The sequence below is a fragment of the Mycobacterium sp. Soil_C_30 genome, from assembly GCF_057656995.1.
Genome location: NZ_JBDGJH010000006.1, coordinates 98,162 through 115,247 on the forward strand (window position 1 = coordinate 98,162; position 17,086 = coordinate 115,247).

The window sequence follows — 17,086 nt, forward strand, 5'->3', positions numbered from 1 at the left end:
GGCTCGGCCGGTCCGTCCGCCACCGACCGGCGAGTGAGGCAAGAGGCTGACCTGGCGCCAGCTACTATCGCTTGGGTGTCGGACGGCGAACAGGCCAAACCACGACGGCGCCGCGGTCGCCGCCGGGGTCGTCGTGCCGCCGGTCCACCCCAAGCCGCGGCCGAGAACAGCGCGGCCCCCACGCCCTCACCTCCCGCGACGCCATCTCCTGAGCCCGAGGCCGCGCCGGCCAAACCGCGCCGGCCGCGGCAGGCCCACAAGAACGCGGCCCGCCTGCGCACGGTGCACGAGACGTCGGCGGGCGGCCTGGTGATCGACGGCCTGGACGGACCCCTGGAAGAACAGGTGGCCGCACTCATCGGCCGGATCGACCGCCGCGGCCGCATGCTGTGGTCGCTGCCGAAGGGCCACATCGAGCAGGGCGAGACCGCGGAGCAGACCGCGATCCGCGAGGTCGCGGAGGAGACCGGGATCCAGGGCAGTGTGCTGGCCGCGCTCGGGAGCATCGACTACTGGTTCGTCACCGAGGGGCGGCGCGTGCACAAGACCGTGCACCACTATCTGATGCGGTTCTCCGGCGGTGAGCTCTCCGACGAGGACGTCGAGGTCACCGAAGTGGCCTGGGTGCCGGTCAATGAACTGCCCAACCGGCTGGCCTACGCGGACGAGCGCAAGCTGGCCGAGGTCGCCGGCGAGCTCATCCACAAGCTGCAGACCGACGGGCCCAACGCGCTGCCGCCGCTGCCGCGCAGCACTCCACGCCGGCGGCCACAGACGCATTCGCGTACCCGCCGCCGCCGGCCCGACGAATCCGCACCCGGCCGGGCGGGCGGTTGCGGGCCGAGCCCGTGACGCGCCGGCGTCGATGGCTGGAGAAGTTCTCTCTCACGGCGCCCCGGTTCGTCACCATCGCGATCCTGCTCGCCCTCCTCGCACTGCCCGCGGCGCTGCCGCAGGCCGCTGCCGGGGAACCGGGCTCGGCACCCTTCCTGGTGATCAACGTCGACCGGGTGACCCCGGAGACCGTCACCACCACCGGCGCGCCGGTGGTCACGGTGTCGGGAACCGTGGACAACGTCGGCGACCGGCCGGTCCGGGATATCGTCGCGCGCCTGGAACGGGCCCCGATGGTGGAGGACTCCAGCCAGTTGCGCACCGATCTCGGCGGGGAGAACGACCAGTACAGCGCGGTCGCCGAGTTCATCGACGTCTCCGAAGAACTGCAGCAGGGTCAGCGGGCTCCGTTCACACTGTCCTATCCCCTGCGCTCGGCCACCGAACCCGCGCTGAACATCGACACCCCCGGCGTGTATCCGCTGCTGGTCAATGTCAACGGCACCCCCGACTACGGCGAGCCCGCCCGCCTGGACGACGCGCGGTTCCTGCTGCCGGTGCTCGGGGTGCCGCGGGCGGCCGACAACCCCGACAGCGGTCCCGAGGGCGTCGGCGCTGATGTCGACGACGTCGTAGCCCCCGACACCTCCCGCCCCGTACCGGTGACGATGCTGTGGCCGATCGCGGACCGGCCTCAGCTGGCACCCGGGGTGCCCGGCGGCACCACACCGGTGCGGCTGACCGACGACTCGCTGGCCACGTCGCTGGCCCCAGGCGGACGCCTCGACACCCTGCTGGCCGCCGCGGAGTTCGCCACCGGGCCCACCGTCGATCCCGGCGGCGAGGTCACCCGGGCGCTGTGCCTGGCCGTCGACCCCGACCTGCTGGTCACCGTCAACGCGATGACGGGCGGCTACGTGGTGGGCAACTCCGCGGACCCACTGGCGCCACCGGGTCAACCCGGCGCCGGTCAGGCCGCCGCCACCGCGTGGCTGGACCGGCTACGGGAGCTGGCCCAGCGGATGTGTGTCACCGCCACCCCGTACGCGCAGGCCAATCTCGACGCGGTGGACCGGGTGGGCGACCCCAACCTGAGCATGTTCGCCACCACCACCGTCTTCGATCTGGTGGACCAGATCCTGGGTGTCACCTCCACCCGCGGCGTGACCCTGGTGGGTGACGGCCCACTGACCAGCCGCACGGTGCAGCTGCTCACCGCGCAGGGCCCCACCGTGGCCATCGCCGCCGCCGATGGCTTCGCCCAGGACGAGACCACCGGCGAAGCGGCCACCGCCGACCTGGCGCCGCGGCGGCTGTCCGGCCAGGTGGTCGCGATGCCGTTCGACCCGACCGTGGGCGCCGCGCTCGCCGGGCTGGGCGAGTCGCCGGCGGCGCCGTCGTACCTGGACTCGTCACTGTCGGTGCCGCTCGACCAGGACAGCGTGTCCCGACGCCAGGACGCGTTGTCGGCGATGCTGTGGCGGGGCCTGCATCCGGCGACCGAGCCGCGCGCCCAGATCCTCATGCCGCCGCTGACCTGGAACCTCAGCGCCAATGACGCGCAGGCGATTCTCACCACGCTGGCCACCAGCATCCGGTCCGGGCTGGCGGTCCCCCAGCCGCTGCCCGCGGTGGTGGCCCAAGCCGCCGCGGTGCACGGTCCGCTGCAGCCGGTGTCGGCGGCCGCGGACGGCAACGCCCAAGGTCGCATCGACGACGGCGTGGTGGGCCAGTTGTCCGGCCAGCTGCGCCGGCTGTGGGGTCTCACGGCCGCGCTGACCACCAACCCGCAGACCGGGCTCACCGGCGTGGCCTACACCGCCCCGCTGCGGGAGGACATGCTGCGGGCCCTGAGTCAGTCCGAACCCGCCCCGTCCCGCAACGACCTGGCGCGCCAACGCCTCGGCGTGGTGGGGGGCACCATCGAGGATCTCTTCGGCGCGGTCACCATCGTCAACCCCGGCGGTGCTTACACACTGGCCACCGAACGCAGCCCCCTGCCGCTGGCCCTGCGCAATGACCTGGCGGTACCGATCCGGGTGCGGCTCGACCTGGCCGTGCCTCCGGGCATGACCGTGGAGGACATCGGCGAGCAGGAGCTGCCCCCGGGATTCCTGCCGCTGCGGGTGCCCATCGAGGTGCACTTCACCCAGCGGGTGGCCGTCGACGCCTCACTGCGCACCCCGGACGGACTGCCGCTGGGCGAACCCGTGCGGCTTTCGGTGAACTCGAACGCTTACGGCAAGGTGCTGTTCTTCATCACGCTGTCCGCCGGTGCGGTGCTGGCGTTGCTGACCGGCCGCCGGCTCTGGCACCGGTTCCGCGGCCAGCCCGATCGTGCCGATCTCGATCGACCAGAACCGGGTCGCCCATGAGTCCCACGTCCGGCCGGCAGCCACCCAGGCGCATCCCTGCGCGTCCACCCAGGCCCACTCCCCCACCCCCGCGCAAACCCACTCCTGCGCGCGATTCCCGCCCGCCCCGGACCACCCGGCAGCAATCCGTGTGGGTGAAGCCCGGGCAGCGCACCAAAGCGGTGCGCGCCGAACTGTCCGATTCGGCGGTGGTGTCGCGGTCCTGGGGAATGGCGTTCGCGACGTTGATCAGCCGGCTCACCGGCTTCATCCGGATCGTGCTGCTGGCCACCATCCTCGGTGCCGCGTTGTCGAGCACGTTCACCGTCGCCAACCAGCTGCCGAATCTCATTGCGGCGCTGGTGCTGGAGGCCACGTTCACCGCGATCTTCGTGCCGGTGCTCACCCGCGCCGAGCGCGATGACCCCGACGGCGGCACCGGCTTCATCCGTCGGCTGGTGACACTGGCAACCACCTTGCTGCTGGTCACCACCGTGTTGGCGGTGCTCGGTGCGCCCCAACTGGTCCGATTGATGCTCGGGGACGACCCGCAGGTCAACGAGCCGCTGACCACCGCGTTCGCCTATCTGCTGCTCCCGCAGGTGGTCTTCTACGGGTTGTCGTCGGTGTTCATGGCAATCCTGAACACCCGCAACGTCTTCGGCGCGCCGGCCTGGGCGCCGGTGGTCAACAACATCGTCGCCATCGCGACACTCGGGCTGTATGTGCTGGTACCGGGCGAGCTGTCCATCGACCCGGTGGAGATGGGCAACGCCAAACTGCTGGTCCTCGGGATCGGCACCACCCTGGGCGTTTTCGCGCAGACCGCGGTGCTGTTCGTCGCGATCCGCAAGGAGAAGATCAGCCTTCGCCCGCTGTGGGGCATCGACGACCGGCTCAAGAAGTTCGGCACCATGGCCTCGGCGATGGTGCTCTACGTGCTGATCAGCCAGATCGGCCTGGTGATCGGCAACCAGATCGCCAGTACCGCAGCCGCTTCGGGTCCGGCCATCTACAACTACACCTGGCTGGTGCTGATGCTGCCGTTCGGCATGATCGGCGTCACCGTGTTGACGGTGGTGATGCCGCGGCTGTCGCGTAACGCCGCCTCCGGAGACACCTCCGCGGTACTGGCCGACCTGTCGCTGGCCACCCGGCTGACGATGATCACCCTCATCCCGATCGTGGCCGTGATGACCGTCGGCGGCACCGCGATCGGCAGCGCGCTGTTCGCCTACGGCAATTTCGGTTCGGTCGACGCCAATTACCTCGGCCTGGCGATCGCATTGTCGGCATTCACCCTGATCCCGTATGCCTTGGTGCTGCTGCAGCTGCGGGTGTTCTACGCGCGGGAACAACCGTGGACACCGATCGCCGTCATCATCGTGATCACCACGGTCAAGGTCGCGGCCTCCTTCGCTGCGCCGCACCTGACCGACAACCCGGACATGGTGGCCGGTTACCTCGGCCTGGCCAACGGCCTGGGATTCACGGCCGGGGCCGTGATGGGTCATGTGCTGCTGCGCCGTGCACTGAGGCCACGTGGCGGCAGATTGCTGGAACTGCCGGTGGTGCGGACGATCCTGGTGACGACGGCGGCCTCGCTGCTGTCCGGCCTGCTCGCCCACGCGGTCGACCAGTTGCTGGGCCTGGAAGCACTCACCACCAACTTCGGTGGCGCCGGTTCGCTGCTACGGCTGTTCGTGCTCGCGGTGTTGATGTTGGCGATCGTGGTGGCCGTGTTGCTGTGGGCGAAGGTGCCCGACGCGGTCGCCGCAGCCGCGGCGGTCAAACGTCGGCTCGGCCGCGCTCCTGCGGCGCCGGTACCTGCGGCGGCGCTGCCTGACTCGTCATCGGCCACTGCGCGGGTCCCGTACCCTGAGCACAGGACTTCGCCCGGATCGGGAGGACGGCCGGGCCGTCCCCCGGCCGGGCCTCGGTTCGGCGAGGACACGCCTTCGGCAGCGGCTGCCGCAGGGATGGGGAAAGGACCGACGGTGAGCGACGAGACCTCGGGCAACCCCGATGCCGGGGCCCCGACGACCAAGCTGCCCAGACAGTCAGCCGACGAGTTCCAGCCCGACTTCCACCCCGGGCTGGACCCCGATCTCGATCCCGGTGCGGGCGATCCGCCCGTGGGTACCGTCGCCCCTCCCGTACCGCCCAAACGTCCGAACGCCGACTTCGCCGGCGACCCGACACGCGAACCCATCGCCTTCGACGCTCCGCGCGAGCCGGCGCTGGACAACGCCGCTCCCGAAGACGATGTTCAGCTGATTCCCGGGGCGAGCATCGCCGGTGGCCGCTACCGGCTGCTCGTCTTCCACGGCGGCCCGCCCAATCTGCAGTTCTGGCAGGCACTCGACACCGCGCTGGACCGGCAGGTGGCGCTGACCTTCGTCGACCCCGAAGGCACGCTGCCCGACGAAGAACTCGAAGCCATCCTGACCCGCACCCTCAAACTCAGCCGAATCGAAATGCCCGGCGTCGCCAGGGTTCTCGACGTCGCCCGAACCGGTGCCGGCGGCATGGTGGTGTCGGAATGGATCCGCGGCGGGTCCCTGCAGGAGGTGGCCGACACCGCACCGTCGGCCATCGGTGGAGCCCGCGCCATCCAATCGCTGGCCGCGGCTGCCGAAGCGGCACACCATGCCGGGGTCGCGCTGTCGATCGATCACCCGAGCCGGGTCCGGGTGAGCATCGAAGGCGATGTCGCCCTGGCTTTCCCGGCCACCATGGAGGATGCGAGCCCCGAAGACGACATCCGCGGAATCGGGGCGGCGCTGTATGCGCTGCTGGTCAATCGTTGGCCACTGCCGGAGAGCGGCACCCCCAGCGGGTTGGCTCCAGCGGACCTCGATCCAGCGGGGAATCCGGTGGAGCCGCGCTCTGTGGACAACGACATCCCGTTCCAGATCTCGGCCGCCGCGGCCCGTTCGGTACAGCCGAGTGGTGGAATACGCACCGCACCAACACTTTTGAACCTGCTGCAACAGGCCACCGCAGAGGCCGATCGGACCGACCTGCTGGAACCGGTCCAACCCGTGCCCCCCGCGCGGGGCCTGGCGGCCCGCCTGACCGCCAGCGACGACCCTGACACGCAGAACCGGCGACGCCGCGGCGTGCTGATCGGACTGGCCGCCGGCGCCGTCGTCATCATCGTCGCCCTGGTGCTGCTGGCCACCGTGCTCAGCCGCATCTTCGGTGACGTGGGAGGCACCAGCATCGGCGAGCAACTGGGCCTCAATCCCCCGTCGGAGGAGAGTTCCGGCGAGCAGACGTCGACGACCCCGGGAACCGTGGTGCAGCCGGTCAGCGCCACGGTGTTCTCACCGGAGGGCGGCGCCGACAATCCCGACCTGGCGGAGCTGGCCATCGACGGTGACCGCGCCACCGTGTGGCCCACCGACACCTACTCCGACGCCGATCCCTTCCCGGGCTTCAAGAACGGCGTGGGATTGCTGTTGCAGCTGCCGTCGGCCACCCGGGTGGCGTCGGTCTCGCTGGGGGTCACCAGCACCGGCACCCAGGTCCAGATCCGTTCGGCGTCGTCGGCGAACCCGTCGAGCCTCGATGCCACCACGGTCCTGACCCAGCCGCAGACACTGCAGACCGGTGACAACACCATCCAGGTCAACGCGGCCGAGCCCACCTCGAATCTTCTGGTGTGGATCTCCAAGATGGGCACCACCGACGGGCAGAGCCGTACCGACATCAACGAGATCACGGTGCGCGCGGCGTCCTGACCTGTGCACAGACGGTGGCCGCGGTGAAGTGCCGTGCCATGGGCCGGCCCATACTGTGCCGTCCGTGGCCCCGATCTCGCCAGAAACTCAGCGCACCGATGTCGAGCTGATCGCCGCGCACGCCGCCGGGGATCCCCGTGCTTTCGAGGAACTGTTCCACCGGTACCAGCGACAGCTGGCCCGGCTGGCGCTGCGGCGCACCCGCAGCCCCGAAGATGCCGCCGACGCCGTGCAGGAGGCGATGCTGGCCGTGCACAACGGCGCCGCCCGGTTCCGCCGACACGCCGCCGTCAGCACCTGGCTGCACCGGATCGTCCTGAACAAGTGCATCGATCAGCTCCGCCGCGCCGAGGACGTGCTCACCGCCTTGACCGATGCCGACCGGGTGAGCGCCTCGGACGTCGATGCCGCTGTCGTCACCGCGGTCTTGGTGCACCGGGCCCTGGCCACGCTGCCGCCGGAGCAGCGCGCCGCCGTGGTGGCCGTCGACATGCACGGCTATTCCTGCAGCGACGCCGCCAGACTGCTGGGCGTGCCCGAGGGCACCGTCAAGAGCAGATGCTCGCGCGGACGGGCCCGGCTGGCGGTGCTGTTGGCAGAGCTGCGCCCGGCTCACCGAGACGCCGCGTGAACCGCTGCTGGTGATGTTGGACACTTACCCGGGTGGGGACCTCAGCGGATCAGCCCGCCCACGCCGCCCGGCCGGCACGCGATGGCGTGCGCCCGGCTGGGGTGGTCATCGGGATCGCCGCGATCGCGGTGGCTATCGGCGTGTCGGTTCCCACTTTGCTGAGCGACGCGGCCCCGGCCGCCGGCACCCTGACCACCGCACGCTCGCTCACGGTCGGTGTTCCTCGTCCGGTGATTCCGCTGTCGGGCGCCGAACTCGGCGCACTCCTGCACCAGCCGCCTGACCTGGGGTCCCTGCGGGATCCCTCGCGGCTGGCGTCATGTCTGAGCGGTTTGGGGTATCCCATCACCACGGCGGTGCAGGGAGCCCGCCCCGTCGAGATCAACGGCCGCCCGGCCGTCGTGCTGCTGTTGGAGTCCGAGCAACCAGGTGTGGTGAACGCTCTCGCCGTGGCGCCACAGTGCAGCGTGGCGCACACCGGGCTGTTCGCCGACACAACCGTCACCCGGCCGTGACACAGGCGGGAACACCCCCGCCTACGCTGTTGTTAACGAGATGCGGCGATCTGATCGCCGAACGACTGTGAGAAAGGCCCGCATGACTGACACATCGTCGAAGAACGGCCAGGCGCCGATTCATGACGTCATCATCATCGGCTCCGGTCCTGCCGGATACACCGCGGCTATCTACGCGGCTCGGGCAAACCTGTCGCCGGTGGTCTTCGAAGGCACCTCGTTCGGTGGTGCCTTGATGACCACCACCGAGGTGGAGAACTTCCCGGGCTTCCGCAACGGCATCATGGGTCCCGAACTCATGGACGAGATGCGTGAGCAGGCGCTGCGCTTCGGCGCCGACCTGCAGATGGAAGACATCGAGTCCGTCGACTTGGACGGGCCCGTCAAGACCGTCACCACAGGCGGCGGCGAGGTGTACCGCGCGCGTGCCGTGATTCTCGCCATGGGTGCCGCCGCGCGGTACCTGGGCGTTCCGGGCGAGCAGGAGTTGCTGGGGCGCGGTGTCAGCGCCTGTGCCACCTGCGACGGCTTCTTCTTCAAGGACCAGGACATCGCCGTGATCGGCGGTGGCGACTCCGCCATGGAAGAAGCGACCTTCCTGACGAAGTTCGCCCGCAGTGTCACGATCGTGCACCGACGGGACGAGTTCCGCGCGTCGCGGATCATGCTGGACCGCGCCGAGGCCAACGAGAAGATCAAGATCCTGACCAACACCCAGGTGGTCGCGGTCGAAGGCGAAGGCACCGTGACCGGGTTGCGCGTCCGCGACGCCATCACGGGCGAGGAGTCCACCCTGGCCGTGACCGGCGTGTTCGTCGCCATCGGCCACGATCCCCGCTCGGAACTGGTCCGCGGTCTCGTCGACCTGGACCCCGAGGGATACGTGCTGACCCAGGGCCGCACCACGGCCACGTCGCTGGAGGGCGTGTTCGCCGCCGGCGACCTGGTGGACCACACCTACCGACAGGCCATCACCGCGGCAGGCATGGGCTGTTCGGCCGCCATCGACGCCGAGCGCTGGCTCACCGACACTCCCGCCCCCTCCGAGACCCCCGAAACCCAGATGATTGGAGCACCCCAGTGAGCGCAGCAGACAGCAAGACGTTGACCGTCTCCGACGACTCGTTCGCCGAAGATGTCCTCAACAGCACCACCCCCGTGCTGGTCGACTTCTGGGCCACCTGGTGCGGCCCGTGCAAGATGGTGGCCCCGGTGCTCGAGGAGATCGCCGGTGAGAAGGCCGGTCAGCTCACTGTCGCCAAGCTCGACGTCGACGCCAATCCGGAGACGGCGAGGGACTTCCAGGTGGTGTCCATTCCCACCATGATCCTGTTCCAGAACGGCCAGGCCGTGAAACGCATCGTCGGCGCCAAAGGCAAGGCCGCGTTGCTGCGCGAGCTCGGCGAAGCGGTGTCCTGACAGCCTTCGGTCTCACCCGCTGACCCCAGGTAGGCGGCACGCGCGCCCGCCTGGCGTTTTCCGGAATCGGGCGCGGGTCTGAGAGAATACTGGCTAGTCTGCCTCGCCTGGTCGGCTGCTCATCGGCGGTCGAACCACCGTGACCGAAGGGCCCACACATGTCGACTCCGCGCCGCGCAGAAGCCGGTGACGCTCTGCGTCTTGGCGATCGTGGTGTCGCAGTGGCCGAAATCCGGGCGGCGCTCTCCGCGCTCGGGTTGGTCGAGAATCCCGACGACGACCTGACCACCGGCCGGCATGTCGCCCCCGATGTCTTCGACGCCGATCTCGACCACGCCGTGCGAGCCTTCCAACAGCGCCGTGGACTCCTGGTCGACGGGATCGTGGGCGAGGCCACCTACCGCGCGCTCAAGGAGGCGTCCTACCGGTTGGGGGCGCGCACTCTGCACCACCAGTTCGGCGCACCGATGTACGGCGACGATGTCGCCACCCTCCAGGCCCGCCTGCAGGATCTCGGTTTCTACACCGGCATGGTCGATGGCCACTTCGGCCTGCAGACCCACAATGCGCTCAGTTCCTACCAGCGCGAGTACGGCCTGGCCTCCGACGGTATCTGCGGCCCGGAAACGTTGCGCTCGTTGTACTTTCTGGGTTCCCGGGTCACCGGCGGCTCACCGCACGCCATTCGCGAAGAAGAGCTGGTGCGCCGGTCCGGCCCGAAGCTGTCCGGCAAGCGCATCATCATCGACCCGGGCCGAGGCGGCGCCGATCACGGGCTGATCACCCAGGGCCCGGACGGACCGATCAGCGAAGCGGATGTGCTGTGGGACTTGGCAAGTCGGCTCGAAGGCCGGATGACGGCCATCGGCATGGAGACGTTCCTGTCCCGCCCGGCCAACCACAGCCCTTCGGATGCCGAACGTGCGGCCACCGCGAACGCCGTCGGCGCTGATCTGATGATCAGCCTGCGCTGCGCCACCCAGGCCAGCCCCGCCGCCAATGGCGTGGCCACCTTCCACTTCGGCAACTCGCACGGTTCGGTGTCGACCATCGGCCGCAACCTGGCCAGCTTCATCGAACGAGAAGTGGTGGCGCGCACCGGGTTACGGGATTGCCGGACGCATGGCCGCACCTGGGACCTGCTTCGGCTGACCAGGATGCCCACCGTGCAGGTGGACATCGGCTACATCACCAACCCCCGCGACCGGGCGATGCTGGTGTCTCCCCAGACCCGTGACGCCATCGCCGAAGGTATTCTCGCGGCGGTCAAGCGGCTGTATCTGCTCGGCAAAAACGACCGTCCCACAGGAACTTTCACGTTCGCCGAGCTGCTGGCACACGAAGCCGCGATGGGTCAGGCGGCCGGGCGCTTCAGCGGTTCGTGATCTGCGCCGTTTTCTGACTGACGCAGGCGCCGGCGGAGGCGCCCACCGGGGCCTGTAACTGCGAGCTCTCGAGCAGTCGCTCCAGCGCCGCTTCGACTTCGGCCTTCCAACCGAGTCCCTTGTCGAGTTCCAGACGCAGGCGCGGAAAATACCGGTGGTGGGACACCACCACAAAGCCGACCTCCTGCAGGAAGTCGGCCTCGATCATGCACTGATCGAATGCGCAGTCCCCCAGCGCGAGCACCGCGGCGTCCAGAGTGTGATCCGCGGTCGCCGGATCCAGCAGTTCGGCCGCGTCCGCGGTGCGGCCGAACGCCTCGAGGGCCCGCACGCCGCGGCGGACCATCTCGGTGACCACGTGCGCCACCAGACTGTGCGCCAACCCGTCGCTTGCCGAACCCGGCTCAACTGCCATCGATGTCAGTAGCACCGCGTCGGCGCTCACCGGTGCGGTGGGAAAGCGCAGTGCTCGTGGCACCGCATGCGGCGGGGCATAGAGCACATATCCCAGACATGGCAGTTCGCTGTCGGCGTCCTCGTCGGCCGGAACGGTGGTGGCGACCTGCCCGCAGGAGCCCCACTCGAGCATGACCATCGACAGCCACGCTTCTTTTTCGAATTCGGGATCGGTCAGGTGGTCTTCTCCTCCGACCGTCTCCGGGGCCACCTCCCAGAACACGCACCGCCGCGCGTGCTTGGGCAGCTGCTCGAACGCTTCCAGGCGTAGCGGCGATATTCGAGCAGACACTTAGTTTCCCCGGCCTTTCTGCGGTGCGGACATGCGCCCTACGACGTCGGCATCGCGACCGCCGTCACTGCCCCCTTGCGTGGGGCCGTGCGAGCCGACCGACGAGTCGGACCATGTACCGAGCCCTTCCAGGATAGGAGAGAAGACCACTCCTCGGCCAGGAGCCGACCCGATCCCGCGACTCTGCTGGACATGTTGGCCAAACCGCAAGCAGTGCAACAGCTTTCCGTTGTACCAGCCCAACTCTCGGGCCCGGCGCAGAGCTGTCGTCACAGTGACGTTTCTACCTGGGGTGACCGGTCGCGGGTTTTCGGCGTTGTCACGACTTCGTTTGGTCCATCAAGTCGACGATCCGCTGCAGATCGTCAACGGATCCGAACTCCACCACGATCTTGCCTTTGCGCTTCCCCAAGCTGACGGTCACACGAGTGTCGAAGGTACCGGACAGCCGTTCCGCGACATCTTGTAGCCCCGGCATCTGGATCGGCTTGCGGCGCGGAGCCGCCGGGGACGGTCCGTCCCCCCGGTTCGCCAACGTGACGGCTTCTTCGGTGGCCCGGACCGACAATCCCTCGGCGACGATGCGTGCGGCCAGCTCCTCCTGCGCCTCGGCACCCGCTTCCAGAGCGAGCAGCGCGCGGGCGTGGCCGGCGGACAGGACACCCGCGGCCACCCGGCGCTGTACGGCGATCGGCAACCGGAGCAGCCTGATCATGTTGGTGATCAAGGGGCGCGATCGTCCGATGCGCGAGGCCAGTTCATCGTGCGTGACCCCGAACTCATCGAGCAGCTGCTGGTACGCCGCCGCTTCTTCCAACGGGTTCAACTGCGCCCGGTGGATGTTCTCCAGCAGCGCGTCGCGCAGCATGTCGTTGTCGGTGGTCTCGCGCACGATGGACGGGATGGTGGCCAGGCCCGCTTCCTGTGCGGCTCGCCAACGCCGCTCCCCCATCACCAACTGGTACCGCGCGGGTGCACCGGGACCGTCGACAGGAAGGGCGCGCACCACGATGGGCTGCATCAGCCCGAATTCTTTGATGGAGTGCACCAGTTCGGACAGCGCTTCTTCATCGAAGACCTGGCGCGGCTGCCGAGGGTTCGGCTCGATGGCCGCCGGATCGATCTCCCGGTACACAGCGCCGGCTTCGTTGGCGGGAGCCGGCGGTCCCCCGATCAACACATCAGCCGCGGCGCTGCCCAGCTTCGGGCTCAGTGCATCACGCTCGCCGTCGGCCGGGCCCGTGGGGATGAGGGCACCCAGGCCGCGGCCGAGACCGCCCTTGCGTCGTGACGGCTGGCTCATGCTTGTCCCTTCGGTGAGGCGGCGCCGCGTTCAGCGAGCTCGCGGCTGGCGTCCAGATAACTCATTGCCCCGCGCGAACCCGGGTCGTAATCGATGATCGTCATGCTGTAGCCGGGGGCTTCCGACACCTTCACACTGCGCGGGATCACGGTGCGCAGCACCTTCTCGCCGAAGTACCGCCGTACCTCATCGGCCACCTGATCGGCCAGCTTCGTGCGCCCGTCATACATCGTCAGCAGCACGGTGGTGACGTTGAGGCTTGGGTTCAGGTGCGCCTTCACCATCTCGATGTTGTTCATCAACTGCGAGACACCCTCCAGCGCGTAGTACTCGCACTGGATGGGGATCAGCACCTCGGGAGCGGCCACCAACGCGTTGAGGGTCAGCAGTCCCAAAGACGGTGGGCAGTCGATGAACACGTAGTCGAAGTCCGACTCTGCCAACTCGGCGAGCGCGTTCCGCAGTCGGTTCTCGCGCGCCACCATCGACACCAGTTCGATCTCCGCGCCGGCAAGATCGATGGTGGCCGGTACGCAGTACAGCCGGTGATTGTTCGGGCTCTGCTGCAGGGCCTCGTGTAACGGAATCTCGCCGATCAATACCTCGTACGACGAGGGTGTGCCGGACTGCCGACGTTCGATCCCCAAGGCGGTGCTCGCATTGCCCTGCGGGTCGAGGTCGATCACCAGAACCTTCAGTCCCTGCACCGCCAGCGCGGCGGCCATGTTGACCGCCGTCGTGGTCTTGCCGACGCCGCCCTTCTGATTGGCGATGGTGAACACCCGGCGCTGCAGGGGGCGCGGTAGGTGCTTCTGCTTGTGCAGGACATGCATCGCCCGTTCGGCCGCAGCGCCGATAGGGGTATCCGAGTCGCCCGGACTTGTCCCCCACGTTTCACGTGAAACATCAGTGTGGGACGAGCTCCCCGAGTGTGACACTGTCATCGACCCCTCCTGCCCGACGGCTTCCGCTGCCGGTCCTTGGACTCTGCTGCCCGCCGCGCGACGACCACGGTCGCCGGCGGATCTAGATACTCCCCGCCACATCTCATCACCTCTGCATCGACAATGCCCAACGAAGCCATCATCTGACCGTGCTCGGAAATCTCGGCTTCCGCACGATCCCCTTTCAGCGCGAGCATCATGCCGCCCGCCTTGAGCAAGGGCGCCGTCCATCGGGTCAGCTTGTCCAGGGATGCCACGGCCCGGGAGGTGACGAAGTCGAAGTCTGCTGCGGCGCGGACCGCCGGTTCCTCTGCCCGGTGCCGTGACACCTGGACCGTCGTCAACCCGAGCTCGTCGATCACGGCCTCCAGGAACACCGTCCGCCGGAGCATCGGTTCGATGAGCGTCAGGTCCAGATCGGGCCGCGCTATCGCCAACGGTATCCCGGGCAGCCCGGCACCACTGCCGACATCGGCTCCTCGCGCATCCCGCGCGATCAGCTCGCCGACCGCCGCGCAGTTGAGTAGGTGACGGTCCCACAGCCGATCGGTCTCGCGGGGGCCGATGAGGCCGCGTTCCACTCCGTCGGTAGCGAGCATCTCCGCATAGCGTTGGGCCAGCGGCAGCCGTTCGCCGAACACCTCGGCGGCCACCGCTGGCCCCGTCGCCGTACCGTCGTGTTTCACGTGAAACATCCTCCCGGTTCGACGCGCTTGAATCTGAGAACTACATGGATGTAACTACGGTCAGTCGACGAGGATGACCACGCGACGCGACGGCTCCACGCCCTCGCTCTCGCTGTGCACACCCGAGACGGCGGCCACTGCGTCGTGCACGATCTTGCGTTCGAACGGCGTCATCGGAGCCAGCTGCTCGCGTTCGCCGCTTTCCAGTACCCGGCGGGCCACCTTGTCGCCCAGTGCGGCAAGCTCCTCACGACGCTTGCGACGCCAGCTGGCGATGTCGAGCATGAGCCGACTGCGCTCCCCCGTCTTCTGATGCACAGCGAGCCGGGTCAACTCCTGCAGCGCGTCGAGCACTTCGCCCTTGCGCCCCACCAGCTTCACCAGATCGTCGCCGCCGTCGATGCTCACCACAGCCCGGCTACCTTCCACATCCAGGTCGATATCGCCATCGAAGTCCAGGATGTCCAGCAGCTCCTCCAGGTAGTCACCCGCGATCTCGCCTTCGGCGACAAGGCGCTCCTCGAGATCACCCGGTTTGCTCTCACCGTCAGCGGTCGCTTCCACCGCCGCATCCGTCTCGGTGTCGGTCGGCTGCTCGGTGATGTCCGCTTCAGTCATGTGTCTTCCATCCCTCTCAGTCACACTGTGGCTTCCACACGATGCCGGTGATCCTGCACAGCACCACAGTGTCGGTCTTTGAAGCTGTCCGGGAGGCCGTGCTCTGGCCTCAGCGGCAACTGATGATCAACGTTTCCGCTTCTTGGGTTTGGCTCCCGGCCGCGGCGTTCGGTTCTGGCCGGCGCCACTACCCGTAGCGGTGTTGGTCTTGGGAGCGCTGCCGTTGTCGCTCACCGGCTTGTCCGACGATTCTGCCGCGCCCTCGGCGGTGGTCGAGTCGGATACCTCACCCGAAGCGGTGGCCGCTCCAGCGGCGCCCGGCGACTTCTTCTTCGGCTTCGCACCCGGTGCCGGGGCGTTGGCCGCGCGACGCTCGATCGCCTCCTGCTTCTTGGCCTCTTCTTCCTTCTCGATGCGGCCGAAGACGATGTGCTGCTGCCCGAAGGTCCAGATGTTGTTGGCGAACCAGTACAAGATGATGGCCAGGGGCAGGAACGGACCACCGACGGTGACGCCGAGCGGGAACACGTACAGCGCGAGCTTGTTCATGATCGCGGTCTGCGGGTTCGCCGCAGCCTCCGGACTCTGCCGCGCAATGGAGGCACGGCTGTTGAAGTAGGTGGCCACACCGGCGGCGATCATGACCGGGACACCCACCAGGATCACGGCCACCCGGTTGAACTCGGTGAACGCGTCCAGACCCGTCGTCTGGATCATGGTGGCGCCCAGCGGCGCACCGAACAGGTTGGCGTCCAGGAAGTTGCGGACGTCGGCCGCACTGAAGAAGTAGTTCGCGGTCTGGGCGTTCTCGGCAACGGAGAGTTGCAGCTGCCCGAAACCCCCCTGCGTGCGGTTGAACGAGCGCAGCACGTGGAACAGACCGATGAACACCGGGATCTGGGCCAGCATGGGCAGGCAGCCGAGAATCGGGTTGAACCCGTGTTCGCGCTGCAGCTTCTGCATCTCCAGCGCCATGCGCTGACGGTCCTTGCCGTACTTCTTCTGCAGCGCCTTGATCTGTGGCTGCAACTCCTGCATCTGCCGCGTGGTGCGGATCTGCCGGACGAACGGCTTGTAGAGAATGGCACGCAAGGTGAAGACCAGGAACATCACCGCCAGCGCCCAGGCGAAGAAGTTGGACGGCCCCAGCAGGAACGCGAACGCTTTGTACCAGAGCCACATGATCCCGGACACCGGGTAGTAGATGATGTCCAGGCTGAACCAATTAAACATACGACTCGTTTCTGCCGCCGGTCACGGCATCTGGGTCTGGAGCACTGTGATGGCGTTCGGGTATCGGGTCCCATCCTCCCCGATGCCACGGACCGCATTTCGCGAGGCGGACCGCGCTCAACCAACTCCCCCGGACGAGACCGAATTCGGTCAACGCGTCGACGGCGTATTGGCTACAGGTGGGCGTGAACCGGCACGTCGGTAACCGCAGCGGAGACACGGTGTGCCGGTACAGCTGAATGAGGAAGATCAACGAGCGGAGCGGGAGCTGTGTCGCGCGTCGTGTGCGAGTGCTCACCGGCGGGCGCCCATCACCTTGTGGGACCGCTCCAGGCCGTTGCGGAGTTGCTGCTCGAGTTGAGCCGAAAGAGCATGCGCGCTACTGGGCAACGCGCGGATGACGATCCGTTCACCGGGATCCAGGGTGTCGATTACATGCCGGGCCACGTGACGCAGTCGCCGTGAGACGCGATGTCGCGTCACCGCCGAACCGACCGATTTGGAGACGACGAGACCGATCCGGGGGCCGTCGGCGCTGCCCTCGTCACGACGGACGTGGACGACGATGTCAGGCTGAACTGCCCGGACTCCCCGCTTGACGGTGGTGCCGAAGTCGGTGGACCGGGTCATCCGATACCGCGCGGGGAGCAACGTCCCGACTGCCCGTATC

Annotated in this window: 15 protein-coding genes and 1 pseudogene; 8 read left to right on the plus strand and 8 right to left on the minus strand. The window is 68.2% G+C overall.

The window, feature by feature from the left end:
* Positions 1–75 precede the first annotated feature (75 nt).
* The 8 genes from AC3A6P_RS13405 to AC3A6P_RS13440 all read left to right on the plus strand — a co-directional run bounded on the left by AC3A6P_RS13405 (position 76) and on the right by AC3A6P_RS13440 (position 10,884).
* Positions 76–852: an NUDIX hydrolase gene (locus AC3A6P_RS13405; protein ID WP_487692055.1), complete on the plus strand. Its 777-nt coding sequence runs from the start codon at positions 76–78 to the stop codon at positions 850–852.
* The gene (locus tag AC3A6P_RS13410; RefSeq protein WP_487692056.1) at positions 849–3,209 is read left to right on the plus strand and encodes a hypothetical protein; all 2,361 of its coding nucleotides are present in this window, start codon (positions 849–851) and stop codon (positions 3,207–3,209) included. Before AC3A6P_RS13405 ends, AC3A6P_RS13410 begins: the two co-directional genes overlap by 4 nt.
* Positions 3,206–6,934, plus strand: coding sequence for a murein biosynthesis integral membrane protein MurJ (gene murJ, locus AC3A6P_RS13415; protein WP_487692057.1), 3,729 nt, complete (start codon positions 3,206–3,208; stop codon positions 6,932–6,934). The genes AC3A6P_RS13410 and murJ overlap by 4 nt, the downstream gene beginning before the upstream one ends.
* Before the next feature lie 64 nt (positions 6,935–6,998).
* Positions 6,999–7,565, plus strand: a complete 567-nt coding sequence (gene sigM / locus AC3A6P_RS13420; RefSeq protein ID WP_487692058.1) for an RNA polymerase sigma factor SigM — start codon at positions 6,999–7,001, stop codon at positions 7,563–7,565.
* A gap of 32 nt (positions 7,566–7,597) precedes the next feature.
* The gene (locus tag AC3A6P_RS13425) at positions 7,598–8,080 is read left to right on the plus strand and encodes a hypothetical protein (RefSeq protein ID WP_487692059.1); all 483 of its coding nucleotides are present in this window, start codon (positions 7,598–7,600) and stop codon (positions 8,078–8,080) included.
* 82 nt (positions 8,081–8,162) lie between these two features.
* Entirely contained in the window at positions 8,163–9,164 is a 1,002-nt protein-coding gene (gene trxB, locus AC3A6P_RS13430; RefSeq protein ID WP_487692060.1) for a thioredoxin-disulfide reductase, read from the plus strand.
* A complete protein-coding gene (gene trxA, locus AC3A6P_RS13435) occupies positions 9,161–9,499 on the plus strand; it encodes a thioredoxin (RefSeq protein WP_487692061.1) in 339 nt (112 codons plus the stop codon). The genes trxB and trxA overlap by 4 nt, the downstream gene beginning before the upstream one ends.
* Positions 9,500–9,657: 158 nt before the next feature.
* The gene (locus AC3A6P_RS13440) at positions 9,658–10,884 is read left to right on the plus strand and encodes an N-acetylmuramoyl-L-alanine amidase (protein ID WP_487692062.1); all 1,227 of its coding nucleotides are present in this window, start codon (positions 9,658–9,660) and stop codon (positions 10,882–10,884) included.
* Here the strand turns inward: AC3A6P_RS13440 and AC3A6P_RS13445 are convergent.
* The 8 genes and pseudogenes from AC3A6P_RS13445 to rnpA form a co-directional block, all read right to left on the minus strand.
* Positions 10,871–11,632, minus strand: coding sequence for an acetyltransferase (locus AC3A6P_RS13445; protein WP_487692063.1), 762 nt, complete (start codon positions 11,630–11,632; stop codon positions 10,871–10,873). The two genes, AC3A6P_RS13440 and AC3A6P_RS13445, sit on opposite strands and share 14 nt — an antisense overlap.
* A 319-nt stretch (positions 11,633–11,951) precedes the next feature.
* A complete protein-coding gene (locus AC3A6P_RS13450) occupies positions 11,952–12,935 on the minus strand; it encodes a ParB/RepB/Spo0J family partition protein (protein ID WP_487692064.1) in 984 nt (327 codons plus the stop codon).
* Positions 12,932–13,879, minus strand: a complete 948-nt coding sequence (locus AC3A6P_RS13455) for a ParA family protein (RefSeq protein WP_487692065.1) — start codon at positions 13,877–13,879, stop codon at positions 12,932–12,934. The genes AC3A6P_RS13450 and AC3A6P_RS13455 overlap by 4 nt, the downstream gene beginning before the upstream one ends.
* Positions 13,876–14,574, minus strand: coding sequence for a 16S rRNA (guanine(527)-N(7))-methyltransferase RsmG (rsmG, locus tag AC3A6P_RS13460; RefSeq protein WP_487692066.1), 699 nt, complete (start codon positions 14,572–14,574; stop codon positions 13,876–13,878). The genes AC3A6P_RS13455 and rsmG overlap by 4 nt, the downstream gene beginning before the upstream one ends.
* A 51-nt stretch (positions 14,575–14,625) precedes the next feature.
* Complete coding sequence (locus tag AC3A6P_RS13465; protein WP_487692067.1) at positions 14,626–15,183, minus strand: Jag family protein; 558 nt, start codon at positions 15,181–15,183, stop codon at positions 14,626–14,628.
* Positions 15,184–15,372: 189 nt separating this feature from the next.
* A pseudogene (yidC, locus tag AC3A6P_RS13470) lies at positions 15,373–16,416 on the minus strand (membrane protein insertase YidC); the annotation flags it as partial.
* Positions 16,409–16,714, minus strand: a complete 306-nt coding sequence (yidD, locus tag AC3A6P_RS13475) for a membrane protein insertion efficiency factor YidD (RefSeq protein ID WP_487692068.1) — start codon at positions 16,712–16,714, stop codon at positions 16,409–16,411. The pseudogene yidC and the gene yidD, both read right to left, overlap by 8 nt.
* On the minus strand, positions 16,711–17,067 hold the full coding sequence (gene rnpA / locus AC3A6P_RS13480) for a ribonuclease P protein component (RefSeq protein WP_487692069.1): 357 nt from the start codon (positions 17,065–17,067) through the stop codon (positions 16,711–16,713). The genes yidD and rnpA overlap by 4 nt, the downstream gene beginning before the upstream one ends.
* Between the last annotated feature and the right edge of the window lie 19 nt (positions 17,068–17,086).